This is a genomic window from Neobacillus rhizophilus (assembly GCF_018343535.1).
Lineage (GTDB): Bacteria > Bacillota > Bacilli > Bacillales > Cytobacillaceae > Neobacillus > Neobacillus rhizophilus.
The window spans coordinates 750,958-774,993 of record NZ_JAGYPF010000005.1; the positions used below are offsets into that span (position 1 = coordinate 750,958).

21 protein-coding genes and 1 pseudogene are annotated in these 24,036 nt (G+C 39.5%); 12 read left to right on the top strand and 10 right to left on the bottom strand.

Annotation, left to right across the window (positions count from 1 at the left end):
* Positions 1–183: 183 nt before the first annotated feature.
* The 4 genes from KHA99_RS26785 (at position 184) to odhB (ending at position 6,139) form a co-directional block, all read left to right on the top strand.
* Positions 184–591, top strand: coding sequence for a hypothetical protein (locus KHA99_RS26785; protein ID WP_213120527.1), 408 nt, complete (start codon positions 184–186; stop codon positions 589–591).
* Between the two features lie 172 nt (positions 592–763).
* The gene (gene mnmH / locus KHA99_RS26790; RefSeq protein WP_213120528.1) at positions 764–1,834 is read left to right on the top strand and encodes a tRNA 2-selenouridine(34) synthase MnmH; all 1,071 of its coding nucleotides are present in this window, start codon (positions 764–766) and stop codon (positions 1,832–1,834) included.
* A gap of 179 nt (positions 1,835–2,013) precedes the next feature.
* Complete coding sequence (locus tag KHA99_RS26795; RefSeq protein WP_213120529.1) at positions 2,014–4,863, top strand: 2-oxoglutarate dehydrogenase E1 component; 2,850 nt, start codon at positions 2,014–2,016, stop codon at positions 4,861–4,863.
* Entirely contained in the window at positions 4,856–6,139 is a 1,284-nt protein-coding gene (gene odhB / locus KHA99_RS26800; protein ID WP_213120530.1) for a 2-oxoglutarate dehydrogenase complex dihydrolipoyllysine-residue succinyltransferase, read from the top strand. The genes KHA99_RS26795 and odhB overlap by 8 nt, the downstream gene beginning before the upstream one ends.
* Before the next feature lie 54 nt (positions 6,140–6,193).
* On the opposite strand, the gene sda is transcribed toward odhB, so the two are convergent.
* Complete coding sequence (gene sda, locus KHA99_RS26805; protein ID WP_372447641.1) at positions 6,194–6,319, bottom strand: sporulation histidine kinase inhibitor Sda; 126 nt, start codon at positions 6,317–6,319, stop codon at positions 6,194–6,196.
* 258 nt (positions 6,320–6,577) lie between these two features.
* Here sda and KHA99_RS26810 point away from each other — a divergent pair, with 258 nt between their 5' ends.
* Complete coding sequence (locus KHA99_RS26810; RefSeq protein WP_213120532.1) at positions 6,578–8,215, top strand: AMP-binding protein; 1,638 nt, start codon at positions 6,578–6,580, stop codon at positions 8,213–8,215.
* Between the two features lie 81 nt (positions 8,216–8,296).
* Complete coding sequence (locus KHA99_RS26815; protein ID WP_213120533.1) at positions 8,297–8,500, top strand: DUF6501 family protein; 204 nt, start codon at positions 8,297–8,299, stop codon at positions 8,498–8,500.
* A 32-nt stretch (positions 8,501–8,532) separates the two neighbouring features.
* On the opposite strand, the gene KHA99_RS26820 is transcribed toward KHA99_RS26815, so the two are convergent.
* The 5 genes from KHA99_RS26820 to KHA99_RS26840 form a co-directional block, all read right to left on the bottom strand.
* Positions 8,533–9,111: a YhcN/YlaJ family sporulation lipoprotein gene (locus tag KHA99_RS26820; RefSeq protein WP_213120534.1), complete on the bottom strand. Its 579-nt coding sequence runs from the start codon at positions 9,109–9,111 to the stop codon at positions 8,533–8,535.
* Between the two features lie 1,011 nt (positions 9,112–10,122).
* Positions 10,123–10,899 (bottom strand): membrane protein insertase YidC, encoded by a 777-nt coding sequence (yidC, locus tag KHA99_RS26825; protein WP_213120535.1) that lies wholly within the window; start codon positions 10,897–10,899, stop codon positions 10,123–10,125.
* Between the two features lie 458 nt (positions 10,900–11,357).
* Entirely contained in the window at positions 11,358–12,107 is a 750-nt protein-coding gene (pflA, locus tag KHA99_RS26830; protein WP_213120536.1) for a pyruvate formate-lyase-activating protein, read from the bottom strand.
* An 84-nt stretch (positions 12,108–12,191) separates the two neighbouring features.
* On the bottom strand, positions 12,192–14,417 hold the full coding sequence (pflB, locus tag KHA99_RS26835) for a formate C-acetyltransferase (RefSeq protein ID WP_213120537.1): 2,226 nt from the start codon (positions 14,415–14,417) through the stop codon (positions 12,192–12,194).
* A gap of 301 nt (positions 14,418–14,718) precedes the next feature.
* A complete protein-coding gene (locus tag KHA99_RS26840) occupies positions 14,719–15,171 on the bottom strand; it encodes a cupredoxin domain-containing protein (protein WP_213120538.1) in 453 nt (150 codons plus the stop codon).
* A 223-nt stretch (positions 15,172–15,394) separates the two neighbouring features.
* Between KHA99_RS26840 and mprF the strand changes: the two genes are divergently transcribed.
* Positions 15,395–17,935 (top strand): bifunctional lysylphosphatidylglycerol flippase/synthetase MprF, encoded by a 2,541-nt coding sequence (gene mprF, locus KHA99_RS26845; RefSeq protein ID WP_372447636.1) that lies wholly within the window; start codon positions 15,395–15,397, stop codon positions 17,933–17,935.
* A 129-nt stretch (positions 17,936–18,064) separates the two neighbouring features.
* Entirely contained in the window at positions 18,065–19,216 is a 1,152-nt protein-coding gene (locus KHA99_RS26850) for a D-alanyl-D-alanine carboxypeptidase family protein (RefSeq protein WP_249366905.1), read from the top strand.
* A 32-nt stretch (positions 19,217–19,248) separates the two neighbouring features.
* Here KHA99_RS26850 and modB read toward each other — a convergent pair whose 3' ends face one another.
* Together modB and KHA99_RS26860 are read right to left on the bottom strand one after the other, a co-directional pair.
* A complete protein-coding gene (gene modB, locus KHA99_RS26855; protein WP_213120541.1) occupies positions 19,249–19,911 on the bottom strand; it encodes a molybdate ABC transporter permease subunit in 663 nt (220 codons plus the stop codon).
* A gap of 112 nt (positions 19,912–20,023) precedes the next feature.
* Positions 20,024–20,288: pseudogene (locus KHA99_RS26860) on the bottom strand (hypothetical protein).
* 148 nt (positions 20,289–20,436) lie between these two features.
* Here KHA99_RS26860 and KHA99_RS26865 point away from each other — a divergent pair.
* Entirely contained in the window at positions 20,437–20,931 is a 495-nt protein-coding gene (locus KHA99_RS26865; protein ID WP_213120542.1) for an Hsp20/alpha crystallin family protein, read from the top strand.
* Between the two features lie 85 nt (positions 20,932–21,016).
* A complete protein-coding gene (locus tag KHA99_RS26870; RefSeq protein ID WP_213120543.1) occupies positions 21,017–21,433 on the top strand; it encodes a hypothetical protein in 417 nt (138 codons plus the stop codon).
* A gap of 41 nt (positions 21,434–21,474) precedes the next feature.
* On the opposite strand, the gene KHA99_RS26875 is transcribed toward KHA99_RS26870, so the two are convergent.
* Positions 21,475–21,717 (bottom strand): YkuS family protein, encoded by a 243-nt coding sequence (locus KHA99_RS26875; protein ID WP_213120544.1) that lies wholly within the window; start codon positions 21,715–21,717, stop codon positions 21,475–21,477.
* A 98-nt stretch (positions 21,718–21,815) separates the two neighbouring features.
* Here KHA99_RS26875 and KHA99_RS26880 point away from each other — a divergent pair, with 98 nt between their 5' ends.
* Positions 21,816–21,956 carry a YuzL family protein gene (locus tag KHA99_RS26880; protein ID WP_213120545.1) on the top strand — a complete coding sequence of 47 codons (141 nt, stop codon included), beginning with the start codon at positions 21,816–21,818 and terminating at the stop codon, positions 21,954–21,956.
* Between the two features lie 52 nt (positions 21,957–22,008).
* Here the strand turns inward: KHA99_RS26880 and KHA99_RS26885 are convergent, their stop codons facing one another.
* Entirely contained in the window at positions 22,009–23,628 is a 1,620-nt protein-coding gene (locus KHA99_RS26885; protein ID WP_213120546.1) for an ABC-F family ATP-binding cassette domain-containing protein, read from the bottom strand.
* A gap of 227 nt (positions 23,629–23,855) precedes the next feature.
* Between KHA99_RS26885 and KHA99_RS26890 the strand changes: the two genes are divergently transcribed.
* Positions 23,856–23,993 (top strand): hypothetical protein, encoded by a 138-nt coding sequence (locus tag KHA99_RS26890; RefSeq protein ID WP_213120547.1) that lies wholly within the window; start codon positions 23,856–23,858, stop codon positions 23,991–23,993.
* The last annotated feature ends 43 nt before the right edge of the window (positions 23,994–24,036 follow it).

A 24,036-nucleotide genomic window follows, 5' to 3' on the forward strand; every position in this document is an offset into this window, starting at 1 on the left:
TTTTTCGCTAATAGGAAAGGCATAATTTCAACTACGCCTCTGTCTTCGTCCTACCGGACTCGCCAATCGGCGAGTTTTCATTTAAGTAAAAATGTGTCAATTGTTACATCCGTTTTTTTTTATATTGATTATAATTTGCTCAAATGGGTATAAGAAATTAATATTCTTGAGGATGAGAAAAGTATGAGAGTGTCTGAAACAACCAAACAATTATATTCTTTAAGCGTTTCTTTGGAATGTTTTGAAGGGATTTCTCATCATGTCAGCATAAACTTTCTTAAAGAAAGGTTTGTTTATACCGAATGGAGAAATCAACCAGAGCAGCATCCGTTTTCACCCCTTCCCGTGTTTAAGCCAGGGAGCCTAGAGCAATTTAAAAGAAAAATTTACTCAATGAGAATTTGGGAATGGGAACCAACCTATCTAAAGGAAAATGGAATTGTACTTGACGGTAACTTTTGGACAGTAACCCTGAAAACACAGGAAAAAACCTACGAATTTGGCGGAATGGAGAGCTTCCCGGCTAATTGGGGAAGGTTTCTAAAGGCATTGGAGATGTTGGTTGGAGTACCGTTTGGTAAATTAGTATAATGTAAAATGTTGGATGGAAATCTTAATTTCTTGATAGGCTTGCTTAACTCCTATATAATTTGTATATAATTACTTTAATGAACTTGACTTCAAAAAACTTCCCGGATTGAGGAAGTTTTGTTTGTTTTTCATCAAAATATAGCAAAACAGTAGCTAGGAGTTTAATGTAAACATGAAGGAAATTACAGTAGAAGATTTATTGAATTTATCTAATCCAATCATTATTGACGTACGTTCACCAATTGAATTTAACGATGGCGCTATTGCAGGAGCCATTAATGTGCCTTTGTTTTCGAATGAGGAGCGGCAGGAAATAGGAACGATCTATAAGCACGAGGGCCAGGCAGCCGCAAAATGGCGAGCAATGGAATTGGTTTCGCCAAAGCTCCCCAGGATGTTGAGTGAAATTAAATCCTATTCCGAAAAAGGAGAACTTGTTGTTTACTGTTGGCGCGGCGGTATGCGCAGTAAAGCCGTCGCAACCTTTTTGGAATTTGCCGGAATATATGCATGGAGATTAATTGGCGGTTATAAAGCCCATCGTCATTATATCCTTGAGAAAATTCCAGCAATGGTTCCGAATCAGGCTGTTGTCATTCACGGAATGACCGGGGTTGGTAAAACAGAGGTTTTAAAGCAATTGAAAAAACAAGGTTATCCTATTTTGGATTTGGAAGAAATGGCTGCCCATCGGGGTTCTATATTTGGAACAATTGGTCTTGGAGAAGGCAATAATCAAAAAACATTCGATTCCCTATTATTTGCTGGGCTTCGGGAAATTCAGGGCGCGGATTATTTCCTGGTTGAAGCCGAAAGTAAGCGAATTGGTAAGGCCGTACAGCCTGAAGAATTGATGGATATTAAATTTAAAGGACTAAACATTTATATCCATTCCCCTCTTGAGCAGCGGGTAAAGCACTTGGTATCTGAATATGTTTTACCATACAAGCAAGAGTCCTGGTTTCATGAAAAAATCTCTTTAGGAATTGAAAAAGTCATCAGGCGTGTTAAAGATCAGGAAATTAAAAACATGCTTTGCAAATTCTTAAAAGACCGGAATTATCACGATATGATTACCATTTTGCTCGAGCATTATTATGATCCCCGCTACACTCATGCCAGACAGGACTATATAGGGGATTTTTATGATATTTTTGCAGAAGATCCTTCGGATGCTGCTGAAAAAATTGCCATAAAGCTGGAAGAGCTTTCTTTTTTTCCTGTTATTTCAGTTAATTCATAAGTATTTTGCCTTAACTTAGCACACGTTTTCGAACGTGTGCTTTTTTCTTTAATTACGAAATTTTTTGTTCGTGAATGACACACACTAAAATGTAAACATTACATAAAGATATAGTGATTTTGGTTCATGCTGTATATTGTGAAAGTGAAATTTACATATGTTTTAAGGGGGATTGATGGATGAAGGGGCCAAATGAAAATAGAAAGGCTATTTTGGATGAATTCCTTGGTCCAAATTTAGGTTATGTCATTGACCAATTTGAAAGGTATAAAGAGGACCCAACTGCAATTGAACCGGAAATGAGAATGTTTTTTGAAGAAATGAATGATGAGGAATTTTCCTCCTTCGTATCTATTAAGCCTAATATTCAAGAGGGTGAACCGTTACAAACCGAAAAAATATTTGCTTCCATAAAACTTGCTGAAAATATTCGAACATTTGGCCATTTAGCTGCCAATATTTATCCATTGGGAAATTATACACCTGATATTTCTCATCTCGACCTCAATAGCTATGGCCTGACAGAAGATGATTTAAGGAGTCTTCCCGGGCAGATTATTTCTGAAAATGGACCGGTATCGGGCCAAACTGCATTTCATGCATATATGAAACTAAAAGAAGTGTATACAAAATCGATTGCATATGAATTTGATCATGTCCATGATGTCGCGGAAAGAAACTGGCTAATTGAAAGGATTGAAAATGGAAGGCTCCAGTCCCCGCTTCCAAAAGAGAAACGAATAGAAATATTAAAAAGGCTTACAGAAGTAGAAGAATTTGAAAAATTCCTTCATAAAACATTTGTAGGGCAGAAGCGATTTTCCATTGAAGGGCTGGACGTTATGGTTCCCATAATTGATGAAATAATTGCCGAGACCGTTCGGGATGGAGCGGAATTTATCAATATTGGAATGGCTCACCGCGGCAGATTAAATGTACTTGCCCATGTTCTAGGCAAACCATATGAGATGATTTTCGCCGAATTTCAGCATGCGCCAAATAAGGAGCTTGTTCCTTCTGAAGGGTCCGTTGGGATTAACTTCGGCTGGACCGGTGACGTTAAATACCACCTCGGGTTAAATCGGCAGCTTGCAGGTGAAAATGCAGTAAGGGCAAAAATTACATTGGCTAATAATCCTAGTCACTTGGAATATGTTGGTGCAGTGGTAGAAGGGTTCACGAGAGCAGCACAGGATGATAGAAGCGCATCGGGATATCCAACTGAAGATTATAAGACTGCCTTGGCCATTCTTATTCATGGCGATGCTGCTTTTCCTGGTGAAGGGATTGTGGCTGAAACCTTAAACTTAAGCAGTTTAAGAGGTTATCGTACCGGCGGAACGATTCATATTATCTCCAACAATATGATTGGATTCACAACTGAATCCCATGATTCACGTTCAACTAGGTATGCAAGTGATTTGGCAAAGGGATTTGAAATTCCAATCATCCATGTTAACGCCGATGACCCGGATGCCTGCATCGCCGCCGCTGTTTTAGCTGCCGAATACAGATCGGTGTTTAAAAAGGATTTCTTGATTGATTTAATTGGTTATCGTCGTTTTGGTCATAACGAGATGGATGAGCCGATGACAACCAGCCCGCAAATGTATACCATTGTTCAAAAGCATCCTACTGTGAAGGAACTTTACGGGAAGAAACTTGGCAATGAAGGGCTTGTAACGGATGAGGTTATCGCAAAAATTCAAAAGGATGTTCAAGAACGGCTTGTTAAAGCAAATGATAAGGTGTCTAGAATTAAGCATGATGAAGAAATAACGATACCGGAACCGCCATTATTCAATATACAGAGAGCAACATATGAAACAAAAGTGCCGCTTGAAACTTTGAAAAAAATGAACGAAGAGCTGCTGCAGTGGCCGCAGGAATTTAAAGTGTTTAATAAACTTGAAAAGATATTAAAAAGAAGAATAGAAGCATTTGATGAAACAGGGAAAGTCGATTGGGCTTTAGCAGAGTCACTTGCTTTTGCCTCTATTTTGGCAGATGGGGTCCCTATCCGCATATCAGGACAAGACACTGAACGCGGAACTTTTGCTCAAAGAAATCTAGTCCTGCACGATTATCAATCAGGTAAGATGTTTCTTCCTCTTCATCAATTATCAATGGCAAAAGCTTCCTTCGCCGTATATAACAGTCCCTTAACTGAAGCAGCGGTGGTTGGCTTTGAGTACGGCTATAACGTCTTTTCACCGGAGACTTTAGTGATCTGGGAGGCCCAATATGGGGATTTTGCAAATGCGGCCCAGGTTATGTTTGATCAGTTTATCGCGGCAGGGAGGGCAAAATGGGGACAGAAATCTGGATTGGTTCTCCTTCTTCCACATGGATATGAAGGACAAGGACCGGAGCATTCTAGTGCGAGGCTGGAGCGATATTTACAGTCTGCTTCCGAAAAAAACTGGGCAGTTGTCAATCTTACCACAGCAGCACAGTATTTCCATCTTTTACGCCGTCAGGCTGCTATGCTCGGTAAGGAGGAAGTAAGGCCCCTTGTGGTCATGTCTCCAAAAAGCTTATTAAGGAATCCGGTTGTATCGTCGTCCGGCTATGAATTAAGTGAAGGGGAATTTAGACCGGTCATCGAGCACTTTACACACTCCAGAGATCATCAAAAGGTCGAGCGGATTGTTATGTGTTCGGGAAAAATAGCCATTGACATCGCCGAGCAAACCAAGGATCCAAGCGGATTTGACTGGCTTCAGGTGATTAGGCTGGAGGAAATCTATCCGTTTCCGACAAAAGACTTGAAAAATATTTTTGCAAAATATCCGAATATAAATGAAGTGCTTTGGGTTCAGGAAGAGCCTAAAAATATGGGTGCCTGGACGTTCGTAGAACCACGGATTAATGAACTAATACCTGCTGGAATCAGGGTTGAATTTATTGGCCGCAGGCGCCGGTCAAGCCCTGCTGAAGGCGAACCAAACGTTCATAAATTAATCCAATCGAAAATTCTTACTGCTGCACTTTCAAGGGCTGAAGAAGGAGGATCTAGCCATGGCTGAAATTAAAGTCCCAGAGTTAGCCGAATCAATCACAGAAGGAACAATTGCTAAGTGGCTAAAAAACACAGGGGAACATGTTGAGAAGGGTGAATATTTAGTTGAATTGGAAACGGATAAGGTCAATATCGAAATCATATCCGATTTTTCCGGTACCCTGACAGATCAGAAATTTTCTGAAGGAGACACCGTACGTGTCGGAGAAACAATCGCTGTGGTTGAGGAGGGCGTGGGGCAAGCCGCTCCTGCTGCTGTCTCAGAACCGGCTCCACAGCTTCAAACTGTAGTCCCAACAGAGGTTCCACCTGCACCGCCGAATAATACAGGTCCGGTTGAGAGGTCTGGTATACAGCAGGATAGAAAAGAGGAATCAGGAAAGCGCCCAATCGCTTCGCCTGCTGCCCGCAAACTAGCTAGGGAGAAAGGTATCAATTTACAAGAAATCCCGTCATCTGACCCATTAGGAAGATTAAGAAAACAAGATGTCTCATTATTTCAGTCTGGGATGAACCCTGCTGGACCGTCAGCTCCTAAAAGGGAAACATCAGTGGAACCAATGAAAGTTGAAAATCCGGCAAAACCAGTTATCAATGAGAGAATGTCCAGACGTCGCCAGACCATTGCTAAGCGGTTGCTCGAGGTAAAGCAGTCAACCGCCATGTTAACAACTTTTAATGAAATTGACATGACAGCGGTAATGGACCTGCGAAAACGCCGAAAGGATAAATTTTTCGAAGAGCATGATGTTCGGCTGGGCTTTATGTCCTTCTTCACAAAAGCTGTAGTTGCTGCATTGAAAAAATACCCTTATTTAAATGCAGAAATTCAAGGCGATCAAATTTTAGTTAAAAAGTTTTATGATATTGGCATTGCTGTAGCTGCAGAAGAAGGTCTAGTAGTACCGGTTGTTAGAGATGCCGACCGAAAATCATTCGCTGAAATTGAAAGTGATATTATGCAGCTTGCTGAAAAAGCAAGAGCAAATAAATTATCATTAAAGGATTTACAAGGAGGCACCTTTACGATCACGAACGGTGGGGTTTTCGGGTCATTACTTTCAACGCCAATTTTAAACGGGCCGCAGGTAGGGATTCTTGGCATGCACACAATCCAGCTTCGCCCTGTGGCGGTTGACAAGGACAAAATGGAGAATCGCCCGATGATGTATGTTGCCCTTTCTTATGATCACCGAATTGTCGATGGCAAAGAGGCTGTAAGCTTTTTAAGTACAATTAAGAAACTCCTTGAGGACCCGGAAACGTTACTGCTTGAAGGGTAATATGTAAAATTAATTAGAAAAACCGCTGATAATCGGATCAGCGGTTTTTAATGTCTAGCGATTTTTAAATGGTCTTAATCCACGTCGTTCAATTTCATCTTTAAGAATTTTTATCCATTCCTTTTCCTTACCAGACTTCAATGCATCCCGATACGAAAGAATTAGCTGTTCATTACTCATAATCTTCAATTAAGAATGCCCTCCTTGGAAAATGGATTTGAATATTCAGTTTTTACTATTGTAATGGTTTACAATTGATTTGAGAACCCTAACTGATAAAAATTTCACAAATTTGTCATTCTTAATTACGGGCTATGTTTACTATAATTGGAAATACTATATTTGAAAAATATTGAATATTCACAAAAATATGTTAACATACATTTTGTAAGCGTTTTATTTTATTGAATAGTTAAGTGTTTTTAGGGGGTTGTAAGGATGTCGGAATTATTAACTGTAACAGTTGGAGAACTGTTAGAAGAAAAAGCAAAATTACACCCAGAGCATGAAGCAGTCGTGTATTCAGACCGGAATCTGAGATGGACCTACAGCAGGTTCAACCAAGTTTGCCGGACCGCTGCAAAAGGCTTAATGAAGCTTGGAATCGAAAAGGGAGAGCATCTTGCAGCATGGTCGACAAACACTCCTGAGTGGCTGATTACCCAATTTGCTACCGGAAAGATGGGGGCAGTACTGGTTACGGTAAACACAAACTATCGAACAGCAGAATTGGAATATCTTTTAAAACAATCAGACTCTACTACGATTATTTTAATGGATAAAATGAAGGATTCTTCTTATGTCGATATGCTTTACGAAATTGCACCTGAATTAAAAACTTCAGAACCGGGCAGGTTGAAAAGCAGCAAGCTGCCATTTCTTAAGAATGTCATCATATTGGGGGAGAAGAGATACCCGGGTACCTTTTCATGGGAAGATATTATTCGCTTAGGTGAATTGGTTTCAGATCAAGAACTGGATGACAGGATGAACTCACTTGAACCGGATGATGTGATTAACATGCAATATACTTCAGGAACCACAGGTTTCCCCAAGGGGGTTATGCTGACCCATAATAATATTGTTAATAACGCCTTAAATATTGCAAATTGCATGAAGCTGACCGTTCAAGACCGCCTTTGTATACCAGTTCCATTTTTTCACTGCTTCGGATGTGTTCTTGGCACGATGGCTTGCATGACTATAGGAGCTACCATGGTTCCGGTACAGGAATTCAGCACGAAAAAGGTACTTCAGACGGTTCAAGATGAAAAATGCACGGGTCTTCACGGTGTTCCGACCATGTTTATCGCGGAACTGAATGATCCTGAGTTTGAAAAGTATAACCTGTCGTCCTTAAGAACCGGGATCATGGCTGGATCGAATTGTCCGATTGAAGTCATGAAAGCCGTTATCGAAAGGATGGGGGCCACGGAAATTACGATTGCCTATGGACAAACAGAGTCCTCACCGGTGATTACCCAGACGCGGACAGATGACCCCATTGAATTACGGGTAGAAACAGTCGGAAAAGCTCTGCCAAATGTTGAGGTGAAAATCGTTGAACCGGGAACGAGTAGGGAAGTGCCGCGTGGAGTTCAGGGTGAGCTTTGCACCAGAGGCTACCATGTCATGAAAGGCTACTACAAAAATATCGAGGCAACGACACAAGCGATTGATCAAGAGGGCTGGCTGCATACAGGAGACTTGGCGGTCATGGATGAAAACGGCTACTGCAAAATCACTGGACGTTTGAAGGATATGATTATAAGAGGCGGAGAAAATATTTATCCGCGTGAAATTGAAGAATTTTTATATACAAATCCCAAAATTTTAGATGTCCAGGTGGTAGGAATCCCTGATGAAGTGTATGGGGAAGAGGTAATGGCCTGGATCATTTTAAAAGAAGGGGAAGCGGCAAATGCTGAGGAGGTCAGGGAATTCTGCAAAGGGAAAATCTCGAAACATAAAATCCCGCGGTATATAGAATTTACTGACTCCTATCCAATGACAGCGTCGGGGAAAATACAAAAATACCGGTTAAGGGAGAAGGCCAAAGAAGTAGTGAAAAGATAATATTTTCAATGTTGTTGCACGATACCGGCCCTTTTGATTATACTTAAACTTGGACAATCGAGAAAAAAGGACGGTGAAAGCATGATTCATCTGAAATGGCGTGAACGCGAAACGATTAAAAAAGTTAAATGTGTGCATACAAACGCTGAAAAATATATGGTAAAAAACATGTTGACTGTTGGAAAAGTGTACGATGTAAAAAATGAAACGGAAGAATTCTATTACATTATTGACAACTCCGGCAAAATTGGCGGATTTTATAAGGATTATTTTCAAGATGCATAGAAAATGCCTGGCACTTTAAGCCAGGCATTTTTCTATTTTGCATCCGGGAATACTCGTCGGATGGTATCTGTAAATTCGTCAAAAAAACCGGAAACTGGCCGGCCTTTCCGGACGTCTCTTTCAAAACGATTCATTCGTTCATAAAAATCTGGATTAACGGAAACATAGACGTTATCAATATCTGGATCCACTAATTTAACTGTTCTAGAAATCGTATCTTTGATATTGGCTGTAAGTCCATTTCGTGCCGTACGTTTCAGTTTTGCGGCAACATAGGCATTATGATTCGCGACGATAATATTGGCGTGATTTACCTCAGGCAGGTCCGATACCTTGCGGGCTGCTTCCTCGGCAACACGCATCTTGGAACCCGTAGTACTTCGCACATTTGTCCCACGGATATCTTGTTTGTTTATATTTCTATCCAATTCTTGATTGCTGACATCAACACCTGAAATGGCCGGCCCGCCGTGATTTGGAATATTATATTTTTCATTACCAGGGTTTACCTCATTACGAACAGCCGTATCGTCATTCACATCATTTCGCGCACAGCCAATTAAGCACAGAGTAAACATGATGGAAGCAGTAAAGAAAAGTCTTAATTTCATTTTTTGCACTCCTTTATTTAAGGTTACAGAATTAGGTTTCCAAACATAAAAATAAACTATCCAGTGAAAAAGAAAAGAAGCATCACTGACGATGCTTCTCTTGCTGTCGAAAAACTATCGATAGCCTTTTATTTTATTCGCCTTCATTAATGATTTATCGAGTTAATTTATTTTAATGTAATTAATAAAAAGGCTTTTCAACAAGTCTGTTGATTGGCGCTCCAGGCACTTCGCTTTCCGCGGGCGTGACGGGGAGCCTCCTCGTCGCTTCGCTCCTGCGGGGTCTCCTGCCCCGTACTCCCGCAGGAGTCTTCGTGCCTTCCGCGCCAAACAACAGGTGTATTCAATAAAGTCCTTCAACTCCAATAAAATAAGTGGTCAATTTAATGTTTAAGTCAAAAGAGTATAGCTAAAGTGAATATGAATTTGTTTCTATTGATGAATTGGTTCCAGATGACCACCTTCTTCGCGTATTAACAAATACTGTGATTTATCGTTTCTTCCTGAAAAAGTTCGTCCATTTTATAGTCAGAAAAAATGCTTTATTAATTTAGAAAGGAAAAAATTGACGAAGCTTAGCAGACTCAAAAGAGCTACATGGGATTTGTAACTGTCGGTTACGGGGATTGAATAATGGAAGAGAACAGGCTCTCCTTACTAAAGTCTGTCAAAATATAGAAAGTACTGCAACTCACTTATCAAGGCTGGAAAATGTGTGTTGCAATACTTTCTGTTGATTTGCCTCCCTGTTGATTGGAGCGGAGGGCATTCGACTCCTGCGGGATATTGAGGACACTGGAGACCCCGCAGGCGCCCTAAGCGCCGAGGAGGCTCCAGGTCCTCCCCGCGGAAAGCGAATGCCTGGAGCGGAAATCAACAGGCCCAATAGCATGGACAATCAATAAAAAAAACGGTAATTTAGGTTTAGACAAAATAAAAAATTGCCGAGAAAAATACCATTTCTCGACAATCTGAGAAGCATCGGTGACGATGCTTCTTTTAATGACTAGGTTATTTTGCCTGTGCTTCTGCAGGTTTTTTTGCATACAGCTTTTGACTAATTAAAGTTTGAACAGTCAGGAACGTTCCCCCCACAACCCAGTAAAGCGGCAGAGCGGCCGGTGCACTGAAAGAAAACATGACGATCATAAGTGGGGACATTAACCCCATAAATTTCATTTGTTGACGCTGCTGTTCTGGCATGGTTGACTGAGAAACTCTAAATTGGAAATAATAAATAATCCCTGCAATGATAGTGATTACGATATCAGGATGCCCCAAACTAAACCATAAAAATTTATGGGAAGCAATTTCTTGGGAGCCGCGAATTGCATAGTAAAAGCCTGTTAAAATCGGCATCTGAATAAGAATTGGAAGGCAGCCCATATTTAATGGGTTAACACCATGCTTTTGATATAGTCCCATCATTTCAGCTTGCAGTTCTTGTTTTTTCTTTGGGTCCTTTTCGGCCTTCATCTTCTTTTGAATTGCATCCATCTCAGGCTTTAAGGCATCCATTTTTTCTTTCATATGCATTTGATTTTTATATTGTCTAAGCATTAACGGCATTAACACAAGCCTGATGATTAAAGTTACGAAAATAATCGCCAGTCCATAGTTTCCGCTAAAAACTTCTGCGAAGAAGTGAATAATTTTTGCAAATGGTTCAACAAAGTAGGTATGGAAGAAACCATCATTTTTCCCGCTTGGCTGGGAAGAGCATGCAGATAATAGTAATACAGAAAAAGATAGAATAATTAATAGTAACGATGATTTAAGTTTTTTCATATTTCCTCCTAAAGGTATGATTTAGTAAAGATTAGCGAATAAGAAGGAAATTGGCTTTTCAGAATCATCGTCCCGGAAACACGCTTTTCTTCGCATAAATTTAACGATTCTTATTAAAATAAAACTAATCGTTAAACTACTTTTTTTCTTATAAAAAAACAGCGGGTGAATAATTTTGGAGCCGTATGGGTTCGAAAGCGAACCAACTGATGAGGATTCTACACCCCAAGCCCACAAATTTTTAAAAACCAGTCCTAGATAAATACTCATATAAAGGGCTGTTAAAGTATTAATATCTGAATGATCGATTAATAATTGAAACAAACATTTCACCTCGCATCAGGTAACCAATGATATGAGTATATAAGAGAATAGCCAAATAATCAATTATTGTTGTGATGTTAATGTTTGGGTCTAAATGTTCATGAAAAGTAAAGAACACTTACTCCCGGAAGGAATTAGTGTTCTTTAGGTTTTTGCCAATGTGCAGTTAACATTGAATGGGCAAAATTAACTTTCTCTTCGCTTGGCGGTTCCACATCCTTTAAAGGGTATTCATGGCCAAGTGCTTCCCATTTATAAACGCCCAGTTTATGGTAAGGGAGAATTTCAATTTTTCGAACGTTTTCAAGTGTACCAATGAATTCACCAAGATTCTTCAAGTCTTCCTGTGCATCAGTTACAGATGGAACTAAAACGTGACGAACCCAAATCGGGACATTTCGGTCTGATAAAAACTTGGCAAACTCGAGAATATGGTCATTTGCCATACCGGTCAACTGGATATGCTTTTTCCTGTTTATATGTTTCAAATCAAGCAATATTAAATCGGTGTAAAGTAACAGTTCTTCAAGCTGTTCGATGAACAGCTTGGAATGGGAAAAGCAGCCCCCGGAGGAATCGATGGTTGTATGGATTCCTTTCTTTTTACACTCCTTAAATAATTCAATGAGAAAGGGAACCTGCAGGAGGGGTTCACCGCCGCTAACGGTAATGCCGCCTCCTGAGGCTTGGATAAATGGTAGATACGATTCCAAGTCATCCATGATTTCGGAAACTGTAATATCCTTTCCAGTGCCGATTTCCCAAGTATCGGCATTATGACAAAATTGGCAGCGCAGCAGACAGCCTTGTGTAAAAATTACATAGCGGATTCCTGGCCCATCTACGGTTCCTAATGTTTCAATAGAATGAATGTTTCCGTTCATGGTGATTCTCCTCTCATTAAAAGCGCAACTAAGCCTCATGAACCGCCCTTAGGGGCTCCCCAATCGGCTAGTTTTCTTTATTTCTTACAACGATTCATGGAAGGTGCGATTGATTACATCAAGCTGCTGTTCTTTTGTTAGCTTAATAAAGTTAACAGCATATCCGGATACGCGGATTGTTAATTGCGGATAAAGCTCCGGATGTTCCATGGCATCTAAAAGTGTTTCCCTGTTAAAAACGTTTATATTTAAATGATGTCCTGCTTTAATGGCATAACCATCTAAAATGGACACTAGGTTGCAAATTTGACTTTCTTCCTCCTTACCTAATGCTTTTGGAACGATAGAGAAAGTATTGGAAATACCATCCATTGCATAGCTGTATGGAAGCTTGGCAACAGAGGAAAGTGATGCTAATGTCCCTTTTGTATCCCGTCCGTGCATTGGGTTTGCTCCTGGTGCAAACGGTTCGCCAGCACGGCGGCCATCTGGTGTATTCCCTGTTTTCTTACCGTAAACCACGTTAGAAGTGATGGTTAATATTGATAAAGTATGAACAGAGTTGCGATAGGTTTGATGCTTACGCAGCTTTTTCATAAAGCTTTCTACAATTCCAACGGCAATGCTATCTACACGGTCATCATTGTTTCCGTATTTAGGGAAATCGCCGCTTATTTCAAAATCAACAGCAAGGCCGTTTTCATCGCGAATCACTTTCACCTGGCCGTATTTTATCGCGCTGAGCGAGTCGGTAACTACACTTAAACCAGCGATACCAGTTGCCATCGTCCGAATAATCTGCGTATCATGCAAAGCCATCTCAATTCTCTCATAGCTATATTTGTCATGCATGTAGTGAATGACATTCAAAGTATTAATGTATAGGCCGGCGAGCCATTCCATCATTTGATCGAACTTTTGCATGACCTCATCGAAATCCAAAATATCAGAAGAGATTGGCCGATACACTGGTCCTACCTGTTTTTTTAATTTTTCATCGACGCCGCCGTTGATCGCATATAGCAGTGCTTTTGCCAAGTTGGCACGGGCACCGAAGAACTGCATTTGCTTGCCGATTTCCATGGCGGATACACAGCAGGCAATCCCGTAATCATCACCATATTCAAGGCGCATGATATCATCATTTTCATATTGAATAGAGCTAGTTTTTATGGACATTTTTGCACAATACTTCTTGAAATTTTCAGGAAGCAGTACGGACCATAGTACAGTTAAGTTTGGCTCTGGAGCAGGACCAAGATTATCAAGGGTGTGCAGGAACCGGAAAGAGTTTTTTGTAACAAGCGGGCGGCCGTCGATAGCCATACCGCCAATAGACTCTGTTACCCAGGTAGGGTCACCGCTGAATAATTCATTGTAATCCGGTGTACGCGCAAATTTGACGAGACGGAGCTTCATCACGAAATGGTCAACTAGTTCTTGAGCTTCTTCTTCTGATAAGGTACCGTTTTGTAAGTCTCTTTCGATATAAATATCAAGGAAGGTGGAGACGCGGCCAAGGCTCATCGCTGCGCCGTTTTGTTCTTTAATGGCTGCTAAATAGGCAAAGTATAACCATTGGAAGGCCTCGGCGGCATTTTTTGCTGGTCCGGAAATATCGAACCCATAGCTTGCTGCCAGTTCTTTAAGTTCCTTCAAGGCCCGGTATTGCTCAGAAAGCTCTTCGCGCAGCCGGATATTATCTTCAGTCATTACTTTGCTAGTGTTATTGAAATCTTTTTGTTTTTCTTTCAATAACAAATCTACACCATATAAAGCAACACGGCGGTAATCCCCGATAATTCGGCCTCGCCCGTACGCATCTGGCAGACCGGTAATAATCCCTGCTTTTCTGGCTAAAATCATTTCACTCGTATAAGCATCGAAAACACCTTGGTTATGTGTCTTTCGGAATTCGGTAAATATTCTTTCAATCTCTGGATTTAATTTGTAGCCATATGCTTCACAAGCCTGTTTAGCCATACGAATTCCGCCGAAAGGCTGAAGAGAACGGTTAAATGGCTTATCTGTCTGCACGCCGACTACTTTTTCAAGATCTTCATCCAAGTAGCCTGGGCCATGGGAAGTGATGGTTGATACGGTTTCGGTATCCATTTCTAGGACTCCGCCATTTTCTCTTTCCTGTTTCGTCAATTCCATTACTTGCTGCCATAAGATATTTGTCGAATCTGTAGCACTGGCTAAAAAGCGGTCATCACCTTCATATGGAGTGTAGTTCTTTAGTATAAAGTCACGTACGTTAACTTCTTTTGTCCAAGTCCCTTTTGTAAAAGCCTTCCATGTTTCCATGTTTTTTCACCTCTAAATGAAATAAAAGTTTATATAACAGATTGGTTGTGATTTCTACACTTAAAGTATAACAGGTTAACAATCTGTAATAAGGGATAATTGTTAAGATATTGTGAAATGAAGAATTTGGTGGAGTTTTTCAAGTGGAATTTGAACGAATTATGAACAAGTTAACAAACTGTTTCATTTTTCTTATATAACAAACAACGTCTGTTATATAAGAAGGGATCAACAATAACAGCATCTATATAGTGATTACTAGTGAAACAGCATAAAAAAACAGGAGAAAAACGCTCCTGTTTTAATCGACGACAATATCAGCAATCATCGGACCATTATGGGCACGATTGGAATGAACTTCACAGATTAATCGGTATGTGCCTTCTTTCTTGAATTGCAGCGGCACGACAGTTTCTTCACCTTTCTTTACCGTACCCTTGATATCTGTTCCTTCGATATAGAATGGATGCTCTTCCCCGTTAATGCCGGTAATAAATAATTTCACCTTTTCGTCTTTTTCTATAATGATTTGACTAGGATCCCAACGATAGGCCTCAATATCTTTCCCGTTTTTCATTTTGGATTTGTATTCAACAGTGACCATATGGATTTCTCGTATTTTTCCATCTGTTTGCTGGTTAAAGACCGCGGCATCACCAGCTTTTAATAGAAACCAGGATGATATTGCAGCAAGCATAATACCTATAGCTAAAACGAAAAGCAGTGTATCCTTTTTCAATACTAAAAATTTCACAAGCATACCCCCCTCTAATATTTGCCCTAGTCTATTCATATGCCGGATAGGTAGGAAAACTTGTCTACTTTTTTTCATTTGATTTTCGAATTGCCTCCGGCCGATGGTTGAACGTTCGATAAAATGTCTACACTTGTAATAAGTCACCTCAAGAAAGTAAGAAATTGCTTTGTATTTCTTTCATAAACGTTTATAGTAAAGTCAGGGATGATACGAATACTAGGTGATTATTTTGAAGGGTTATCAGAAGGATAAAATTTTTAAGATTGTAAAATTTTTATTCCCATTGCTTTTATTAATTTTTGCGATTTTTGAAATAAAAAAGTTTGTGGGAAATTTAGATGTTCATATGCTAGAAAACGAATTAAATCAACTCAATTTTTTGACGCTGCTCCTTATCATTGGCGTTACCTTTTCGGCTGTTTTACCGATGCTTTTGTATGATGTGATTTTAGTTCGGATTTTAGGGGCAAAGGTCCCTAAAAAAGAATTGTTAGAGCAATCGTTTATTGCCAATTCCTTTTCTAATTTAATCGGATTCGGCGGGTTAATCGGGGCAGCGTTAAGAACGTACTTTTTTCACAAACTTGAACAGGATAAGCGGCGATTACTCAGTGTGATTGCAACGGTTTCCCTATTTTATTTGGCAGGCATCTCATTGTTATCGTGGGCAGCGGCACTATGGTTCCGGAAGTTCCCTTTATTTGTCGATACCAAATGGCTTTATTTTGCAGTGTTGGGTGTCGCCCTTTATCTTCCAGTCTTTTTAATCATACATAGAATGAATGCTAAAAAAGGCAAGCAATCTTTGATTAAGGTAAAAGAGGGAACCAAGCTCATTGGGGTTTCCTTTGTTGAATGGATAGCTGTCTTTTTTGCTATTTATCTATTGACCAGAATTCTGGGTATCCCAATCCGAATCGAAGATCTCTTTCCTGTCTATATTGCTGCTGTTTGCGCCGGAATCATCAGTATGATACCGGGCGGTCTTGGCTCATTCGATTTAGTTTTTATTTGGGGGATGCAGGAATTTCATATGGCCGAGGAAAAAGTCCTCGTTCTGCTTCTGTTGTATCGGGTAGGCTATTACTTGCTGCCGTTTATCGTAAGTCTCATTTTTTTTGTGAAGCTTTATTGGGAAAGATGGAACCAGTCATGGAATAATTTGCCTAACGCGATATTAGAGGTATTTAGCCACGTCATTTTGACTATGCTAGTGTTTTTATCAGGGCTTATCCTGCTTTTATCTGCAAGTGTGCCGGGGATTATGTCAAGGCTTAAAATTGCCCAGGAACTGTTATCGTTTCCGATTATTAATGTTTCCCATCAACTCTCTGTTGCTGCCGGATTTTTGCTGTTAGGATTATCGAGAGGCATTGAATATAGAGTGAAACGGACATATGAATTAACAATGGCAGCCTTAATTCTTGCAGCACTGTTTTCCATTTTTAAAGGGATTGATTATGAAGAAGCCATCTTCTTAATTATTGTCGCCATCCTACTTAGAGTTTCTAAAGGGCAGTTCTATCGGGAAAGCTATGTATTAACCTGGGGAAGAACAATCTTTGATATTGCTTTAATTGTAATAATTACATCGATGTATATCATCATTGGCTATTTAAATTTACCGGATGCCAAATTGGCGCTGCCTGCAAAATTATTGCCATATGTGATTATCGATTATCACGATTTATTTATGAGTGCGGGAATTGGTTTGTTTATTGCTGTTTCAATCCTTGCCATTGGCTATCTCAACAGCTTATCGAAAAAATGGAAATTTGAATCATCGTTGACACAGGAACAGGAAATCCTTCAGCATTTACATAAATATCAGGGGAAAGTCTTGTCCCATCTCATTTTCTTGCACGATAAATATATTTTCTGGAACAAAAAAAGAAATGTTATGATTTCATTTCAAAAATATGCGGATAAACTGGTGATCCTCGGTGATCCAATTGGAGAACTAAATGATCTATCCTCCGCCATTGAAGAATTTCAGGAAATTGCCGACCTGCATGGATTTTCGCTTGTATTCTATCAGGTTAGTGAAGAAATGCTTCCATACCTTTATAATCATGGATTTGCCTTTTTTAAATTGGGGGAAGAGGCCTTTGTGAAATTGCGGGAATTTTCATTGGCTGGAAGTAAAATGAAAGGATTACGGGCCATTAAAAACAAATTTACCAGTGAAAATTTTCGTTATGAATTGGTAAATCCGCCTCATTCTAGTGAGCTTTTAAAGGAAATGCGGGAAGTTTCAAATGATTGGCTCCAGGGAAGCAAGGAAAAGGGATATTCGCTGGGATTCTTTGATGAAGCTTACCTTAATAAGGCCCCTATTGCACTTGTAAAGGATAGTAATAGTAGAATTATTGGCTTCATGAGCATGATGTATGTTTATGATGATAACCAGACTATTTCGGTGGATTTAATGAGATTCCGTCCGGATGTAGAATCAGGTAGCGTGGATTTTCTGTTTCTCTCCTTAATGGATTGGGCGAAGGAACAGGGGTACCGGCGTTTTAATATGGGTATGGCCCCATTGGCAAATGTTGGTCTTTCCAAGTTTTCTTTTTTAAGTGAGAAAATTGCGGCGCAAATTTTCCTGCACGGTCATTTTTTCTATCATTTTCAAGGCTTAAGAAAATTCAAAGAAAAATATACAAATATTTGGGAACCAAAATATTTAGCCTATCGGAAAAAATCTTCTCTACCGTTTATTATGGCACAAATTACCCTGTTGATTTCGAAAAGAAGGGCATAGATAATGAAAGGTGGCTGGCACATATGGGTCAGCCGCTTTTTTTTATATAAATTTCCAAAAAGGACTCTTCATATCTATAAATATTTGGTAAAATCAATTAGGTAATTAGTCATGGATAGGGTGTTGTCATTGAGTAAATGGATTTTAATTTTCATAACAGTCTTGTTCTTATTTTCAAACCAAATTCCCGCCTTTGCAGAAGGGACTGGGGACCTGCTATTAAAAAGTGAATCAGCGGTGCTTTTGGATACTGAAACGAATGCGGTTCTCTACGGGAAAAATGCGGACGAAAAAATGTATCCTGCCAGCGTTACGAAAATCGCTACAGCAATTTATGCTATTGAAAAAGGGAATTTAGATAGTATTGCGACAGTCAGTGCCAATGCTGTTAGACAAGATGGTACAAGGGTCTATTTAGTGGAAGGTGAACAAGTGCCGCTAAAAAAACTAATCCAAGGGATGCTGATCAATTCAGGGAATGACGCCGCAGTGGCGACTGCGGAACATATTGACGGCAGTGTTGACCTTTTTGCGGAACATATAAATGAATATTTAAAAACAGTTATTGGGGTTAAAAATACTCACTTTACAAACCCAAGCGGCCTTCACGATGACAATCATTATACAACCGCAATGGATTTGGCATTGATTACGAACTATGCCATGAAGAGTCCCCAATTTGCCGAGATTTTTGGAACAAAAAGATTACATTGGGAGGGCCAGTCCTGGAATACTGACCTTATCACTCATCATCTTATGTTAAAAGGCGAACTGCCATACTCGGGAATAACCGGGGGGAAAACAGGATATACCACGGTATCGAAACAAACTTTGGCCACCACTGCTGATAATGGAAATTTAAAATTAACGGCGATTGTCCTAAAATCAGACCAAAAAAGAGACAAATATGATGATACAGCCATACTGTTTGATTATGGATTTAATGAATATGTTCATTCTACCTTAAAACATGGGGAAGTTTATAAGAGCGGCGAAAAGGAATTTCTTTTGGATAATGATCTCCTTGTAACGGAGGATAAAAACGGAATTGTAAAAAAGGTCAACAGTACCGGCCAGTTATCTATTGAAAATCCAAATGGGCAGGTTCTTCAGGTGGCTCAGTTAAAACAAAAGGAAGAACCAAAACCTGTGGAAACTTCTTTAAAATCAAGTAAATCCACTAATAAGCAGGAATATGCAGCACCATACTTTTGGATTATCATAGCTGCGGCTGCTGCAGTTTTGATAGGTGCAGGGAAAAAAATAACAGGTAAAATGTAGACGAATATAGAAAGCCATGAAATGCTAAAGTTTCATGGCTTTCTTTGTGTTAAATTGGTTGTCAATAGCATTAAAAAGGAGATGAAGATCATTGAAATGACTAACAGCCAAGCTAATTTCATATTGCCTGTTTCCATTGCAACATATACAGCAGTGGGTGCCGTCTGGGTTTTCCCAGGGATATTGCCGGCAAACATGAGCGTGGCACCAAATTCGCCTAATGCTCTAGCAAAGCTAAGTATGAATCCGGAAACAATCGATCTTACTGATAGTGGAAGAGTTACTTGTAAAAAAACATTAAAATCACTTGCCCCGTCCATTTTCGCAGCCTCTTCGATATCCTTGTCCACGGCTTGAAATCCAGTTTTTACAGATTGGTACATTAACGGAAATGCAACAATAGTGGAGGCAATAATTGCTGCAAGCGGTGTAAAGATGATCGAGCGGTCGAAAAGGGTTTCGATAAAAGCCCCTGCCGGACTATTTTTTCCGAAAAAGAAAATTAATAAAAAGCCAATAACGGTAGGTGGCAAAACAATAGGCAACAGCATCAGGGTCTCTACGATCATTTTTCCTTTAAACTGTTTATCAGCAAATAACCTGCCAAATAAAATACCAAAGATTAGTGCCAATAGTGCAGAAATTATGGCCACTTTCAGTGACAATAAAATCGGGGGCCAAAATTCATTAAGCATAGTAGATAAAATACTTCCTCTCGAACGGCTGATTATTCCCTCATTATAGCGAAAGCTACCAAGTCATAAAAGATATAAAACAAAAAAACTGCCAAATTGCAGTTTTTATAGATCATCTTTGTCTTTGGCCAATAGCTGCTGGGCGCCCTGAATCAAAGGAGCTCGGAGAATCAATTTGGTCTCGGTCATCGACAAAGCTCCTATTTCCAAAGAAATCACTCTTATCACCAAAATTTTGGCCGTAGCCTTGATTTTTTTGTCGGAATTATGCCACTCAGCCAGCAGGTTTTGGCCAATATTTACGGGGAAGCATTTTCAAAGGAATTAATTTTAATCATAAATATATTTATATTAATATATGGAACGGGAGTGGACATGTCATCTCCTCCTTATAATTGCTTTTAAATATATGCAATTCCTTAATGTTTATGAGGAAATTAAGGATTAAAATAACTTTCAGTTAAGTATGATGAAGTAAGGCTTTGTTTTTTGCTTCCCTAATCAGGGGAGAGGGGGTGCGGATTGATGGATATGGAAAAATTGAAACAATGGCTGGAGATGGCAAAAAATATGCAGGGCGGGGATTTCTGGAACAATATCTTTGACCAAGAGTTTGCCCAACAATTTATGAATGATACGCCTTTTAAGTCACCACCTTATGCCCATTCAAACCGGCAGCAGCCCGGCACCGATATGAAAAGCGAGAGAACGTTCCCTGCAATAGATTTAATGGAAGGGGAAGAGGAGGTAATGGTAGTGATTGAGCTCCCCGGTGTTTTAAAAGAAAACATAGAATTAGGTCTTAATGGCAATATACTCACCGTCAAAGGAAGAGCGCTGCCCATTCATCCACATTTGAAATATACTTATTCGGAAAGGTTTAACGGTGAATTCAATCGGCAGATTACCTTACCTGATACCGTAAATCCGCAGGATATCAGTGCTAAATTCTGGAATGGCTTATTAATAGTCAGTTATCAACGATTCGTACAAAAGGGCGAAATTATCCCAATTGAATAACAGGTTTTTATGAAAATAGGACTTGATATGCAGTGTTTTCCATATAAATGAAGTAAGGTTAAAAATAAGGGAGCGTTTTAGGCCAATGTCAATAAAAAATTTATTCCTTATTTTCCGCAAAAATGATTATGATAAAGAACTCCGAATAAAAATAACTTCCTTAGAGAGAAATATAGAAGAATTGGAACAAACGCTGCGGGATTTAAAGGCACAAAACAAGCCTGATGAAACCGTGAAAACAAAGGATCCCCCTATAATAATTGAAAAAATAAATATTGAAAAAATTATTTTGGATAAATATGAATTGAATAATAACTTTGGACAGCTAGGCATTAAAGAATTGAAAGGAAAATTAAATATAGGTGCCACATACGGCAGTGAATTTACACCAAATCTCAACGAAGGTGAAGACGAAAAAGGAACCGAAGCTAAAGAGGAAAGAATCAAGAAGCAAGAAAAACCGAATGGGCCCAAAGTAAATATTAAACCAAAAGATCACTAAAAAAAAGACTAAAGAGGAGACCTTTAGTCTTTGTGTTAACATTATTGAAGTCTGCTTTCTACCGCTTGGCATACTTCATCAGCAGACATACCGTTTGCATCAATAACCGGTGCTTTCGTAACGGTATCAGCCATTCCCATAACGTTCGAATCAAGGCCGGTAACGACACAGCAATCACAATTTTGGGCGTCAGACTCCTGTTTGAGTTCGATAACATCATATCCTTTTGCACGTAGAGCATCTTGAACATTTGTAAGAGATTGTTCTACTCCAACCCTTGCCATACAAACACCTCCTCCTGTCATTTATGTTGCCTAAGTTTGACAGAAATATTCCGAATAGCAGGGGATAAACTTTCAAAAGCTAAAATGGGAGGTGTACTATGGGCAAACGCAGTAAAAAGAAAGCCGACCCTTCAACCATAGGGTTGGCTTCACCAGAAGTAGAAGGACAGGGAACGACCACAACAGAAACTGGCTCCAGAATGCAGCCATCTTCAAGGAAAAAGCAGAAGCAAATGTAATAATGAAAATAAGAGGCTGCCATTTGGCAGCCTCTTATTTGTCCTTTTCCAATTATTTATACATCTCTGCTACTTGTTTTTGTATATCAGTATTCTCTAGGTATTCATCATAAGTCATTTGCTTATCGACCAACCCAGCAGGTGTTAGTTCAAGAATGCGGTTCGCAATCGTTTGGATAAACTGATGGTCATGGGAAGCAAACAGCATAGATCCCTTAAAATTAATTAATCCATTGTTTAGAGCGGTAATGGACTCCAAATCCAAGTGGTTGGTTGGCTCATCCAAGAGCAGGACATTTGCGCCGCTAAGCATCATTTTGGACAGCATACAGCGGACTTTTTCTCCTCCTGAAAGGACGCTTGATTTCTTTAAAACTTCTTCGCCGGAAAACAGCATTCTTCCTAAAAATCCACGTAGGAAGCTTTCGCTGTCGTCTTTTGGTGAAAACTGACGGAGCCAATCAACAAGATTTAAGTCGCTATTCTCAAAGTATTCCGAGTTATCCTTCGGGAAGTAAGCTTGAGATGTAGTGATTCCCCATTTAAAGGTACCGCTGTCAGCTTCCATTTCACCCATTAATATTTTAAAAAGTGTTGTTTTGGCTGTTTCATTTGTCCCGACGAGGGCAATTTTGTCTCCCTTGTTCATGATAAAGCTAATGTTATCAAGTACCTTCACGCCATCGATTGTTTTCGTCAGCCCTTCTACTCTTAACAAATCATTACCAATCTCCCTGTCTGGGGTAAAGCCGACATATGGGTATCGTCTTGAAGATGGTCTAATATCATCAAGGGTAATTTTGTCCAATAGCTTTTTCCGTGATGTTGCCTGCTTGGATTTTGAAGCATTCGCACTAAAACGGGCAATAAAGCTTTGTAACTCTTTAATTTTTTCCTCTTTCTTTTTATTGGCGTCCTGCGCCATTTTTGAAGCTAATTGACTGGATTCATACCAAAAGTCGTAGTTGCCGACATAGATTTGGATTTTGCCAAAGTCTAAATCCGCAATATGGGTACAAACCTTATTTAAGAAGTGACGGTCATGGGATACAACAATCACTGTATTTTCAAAATTGATCAGGAATTCTTCAAGCCATTGGATGGCCTTAATATCCAGATGGTTGGTTGGTTCGTCTAAAAGTAATACATCAGGCTGGCCGAAAAGAGCTTGTGCTAGAAGGACTTTTACCTTTTCAGCACCTGTTAATTCTGCCAGCTTTTTATAATGAAGCTCTTCGCCAATTCCCAGACCTTTTAACAGGATGGCCGCTTCGGATTCCGCTTCCCAGCCGTTTAATTCGGCAAATTCACCCTCGAGTTCAGCAGCTTTCATGCCGTCCTCATCAGTGAAGTTTTCCTTCATATAAATGGCGTCTTTTTCCTGCATTACCTGATAAAGTCTGGTGTGACCCATGATAACCGTTTTTAAAACTTCATGTTCCTCATATTCAAAGTGGTTCTGCTTTAAAACAGCCATCCGCTCGTTCGGTCCTAGTTGGACTGTACCCGTCTGCGCTTCAATTTCTCCTGCGAGTATTTTTATAAAGGTAGATTTTCCGGCACCGTTCGCTCCGATGAGACCGTAGCAATTGCCGGGAGTAAACTTAATATTCACATCTTCAAAAAGCTTTCGATCTCCGTATCTTAAACTTACATTACTTACAGTAATCATTCTTGCATCCTCCAAAAAAACATATTGCTTTGTATTATACCATTAATAAGGGAAAAGGGCGAATTTTACACAAATCTTTGGCGGGAAATGCATCATTTTTTGGAGTATTGCGGGGCAGTAAAGTGATAAAAAGAAAAATTTTCTAAAAAACTTTTTTTGTTTTCACACTTTATTCATATTTTTGTTGTAAAATTAATGTAAGAAGTAGTTAAAAGAAGGTGAATTGTGTGGCCAAAAAACAACTCGCAGAACTCGTAAACAAGCTTAAAAAAGCTGGTATCAAAGTGAGTTTAACAAAACCAAAGTCCAATTATCATTTATCTTTGCAGCAATTAAAAAAATATCCTTCATCTGTTGTTAAATAATATAATGTAGTGAAAAGCGATTAATCCTAGGGACTAACCGCTT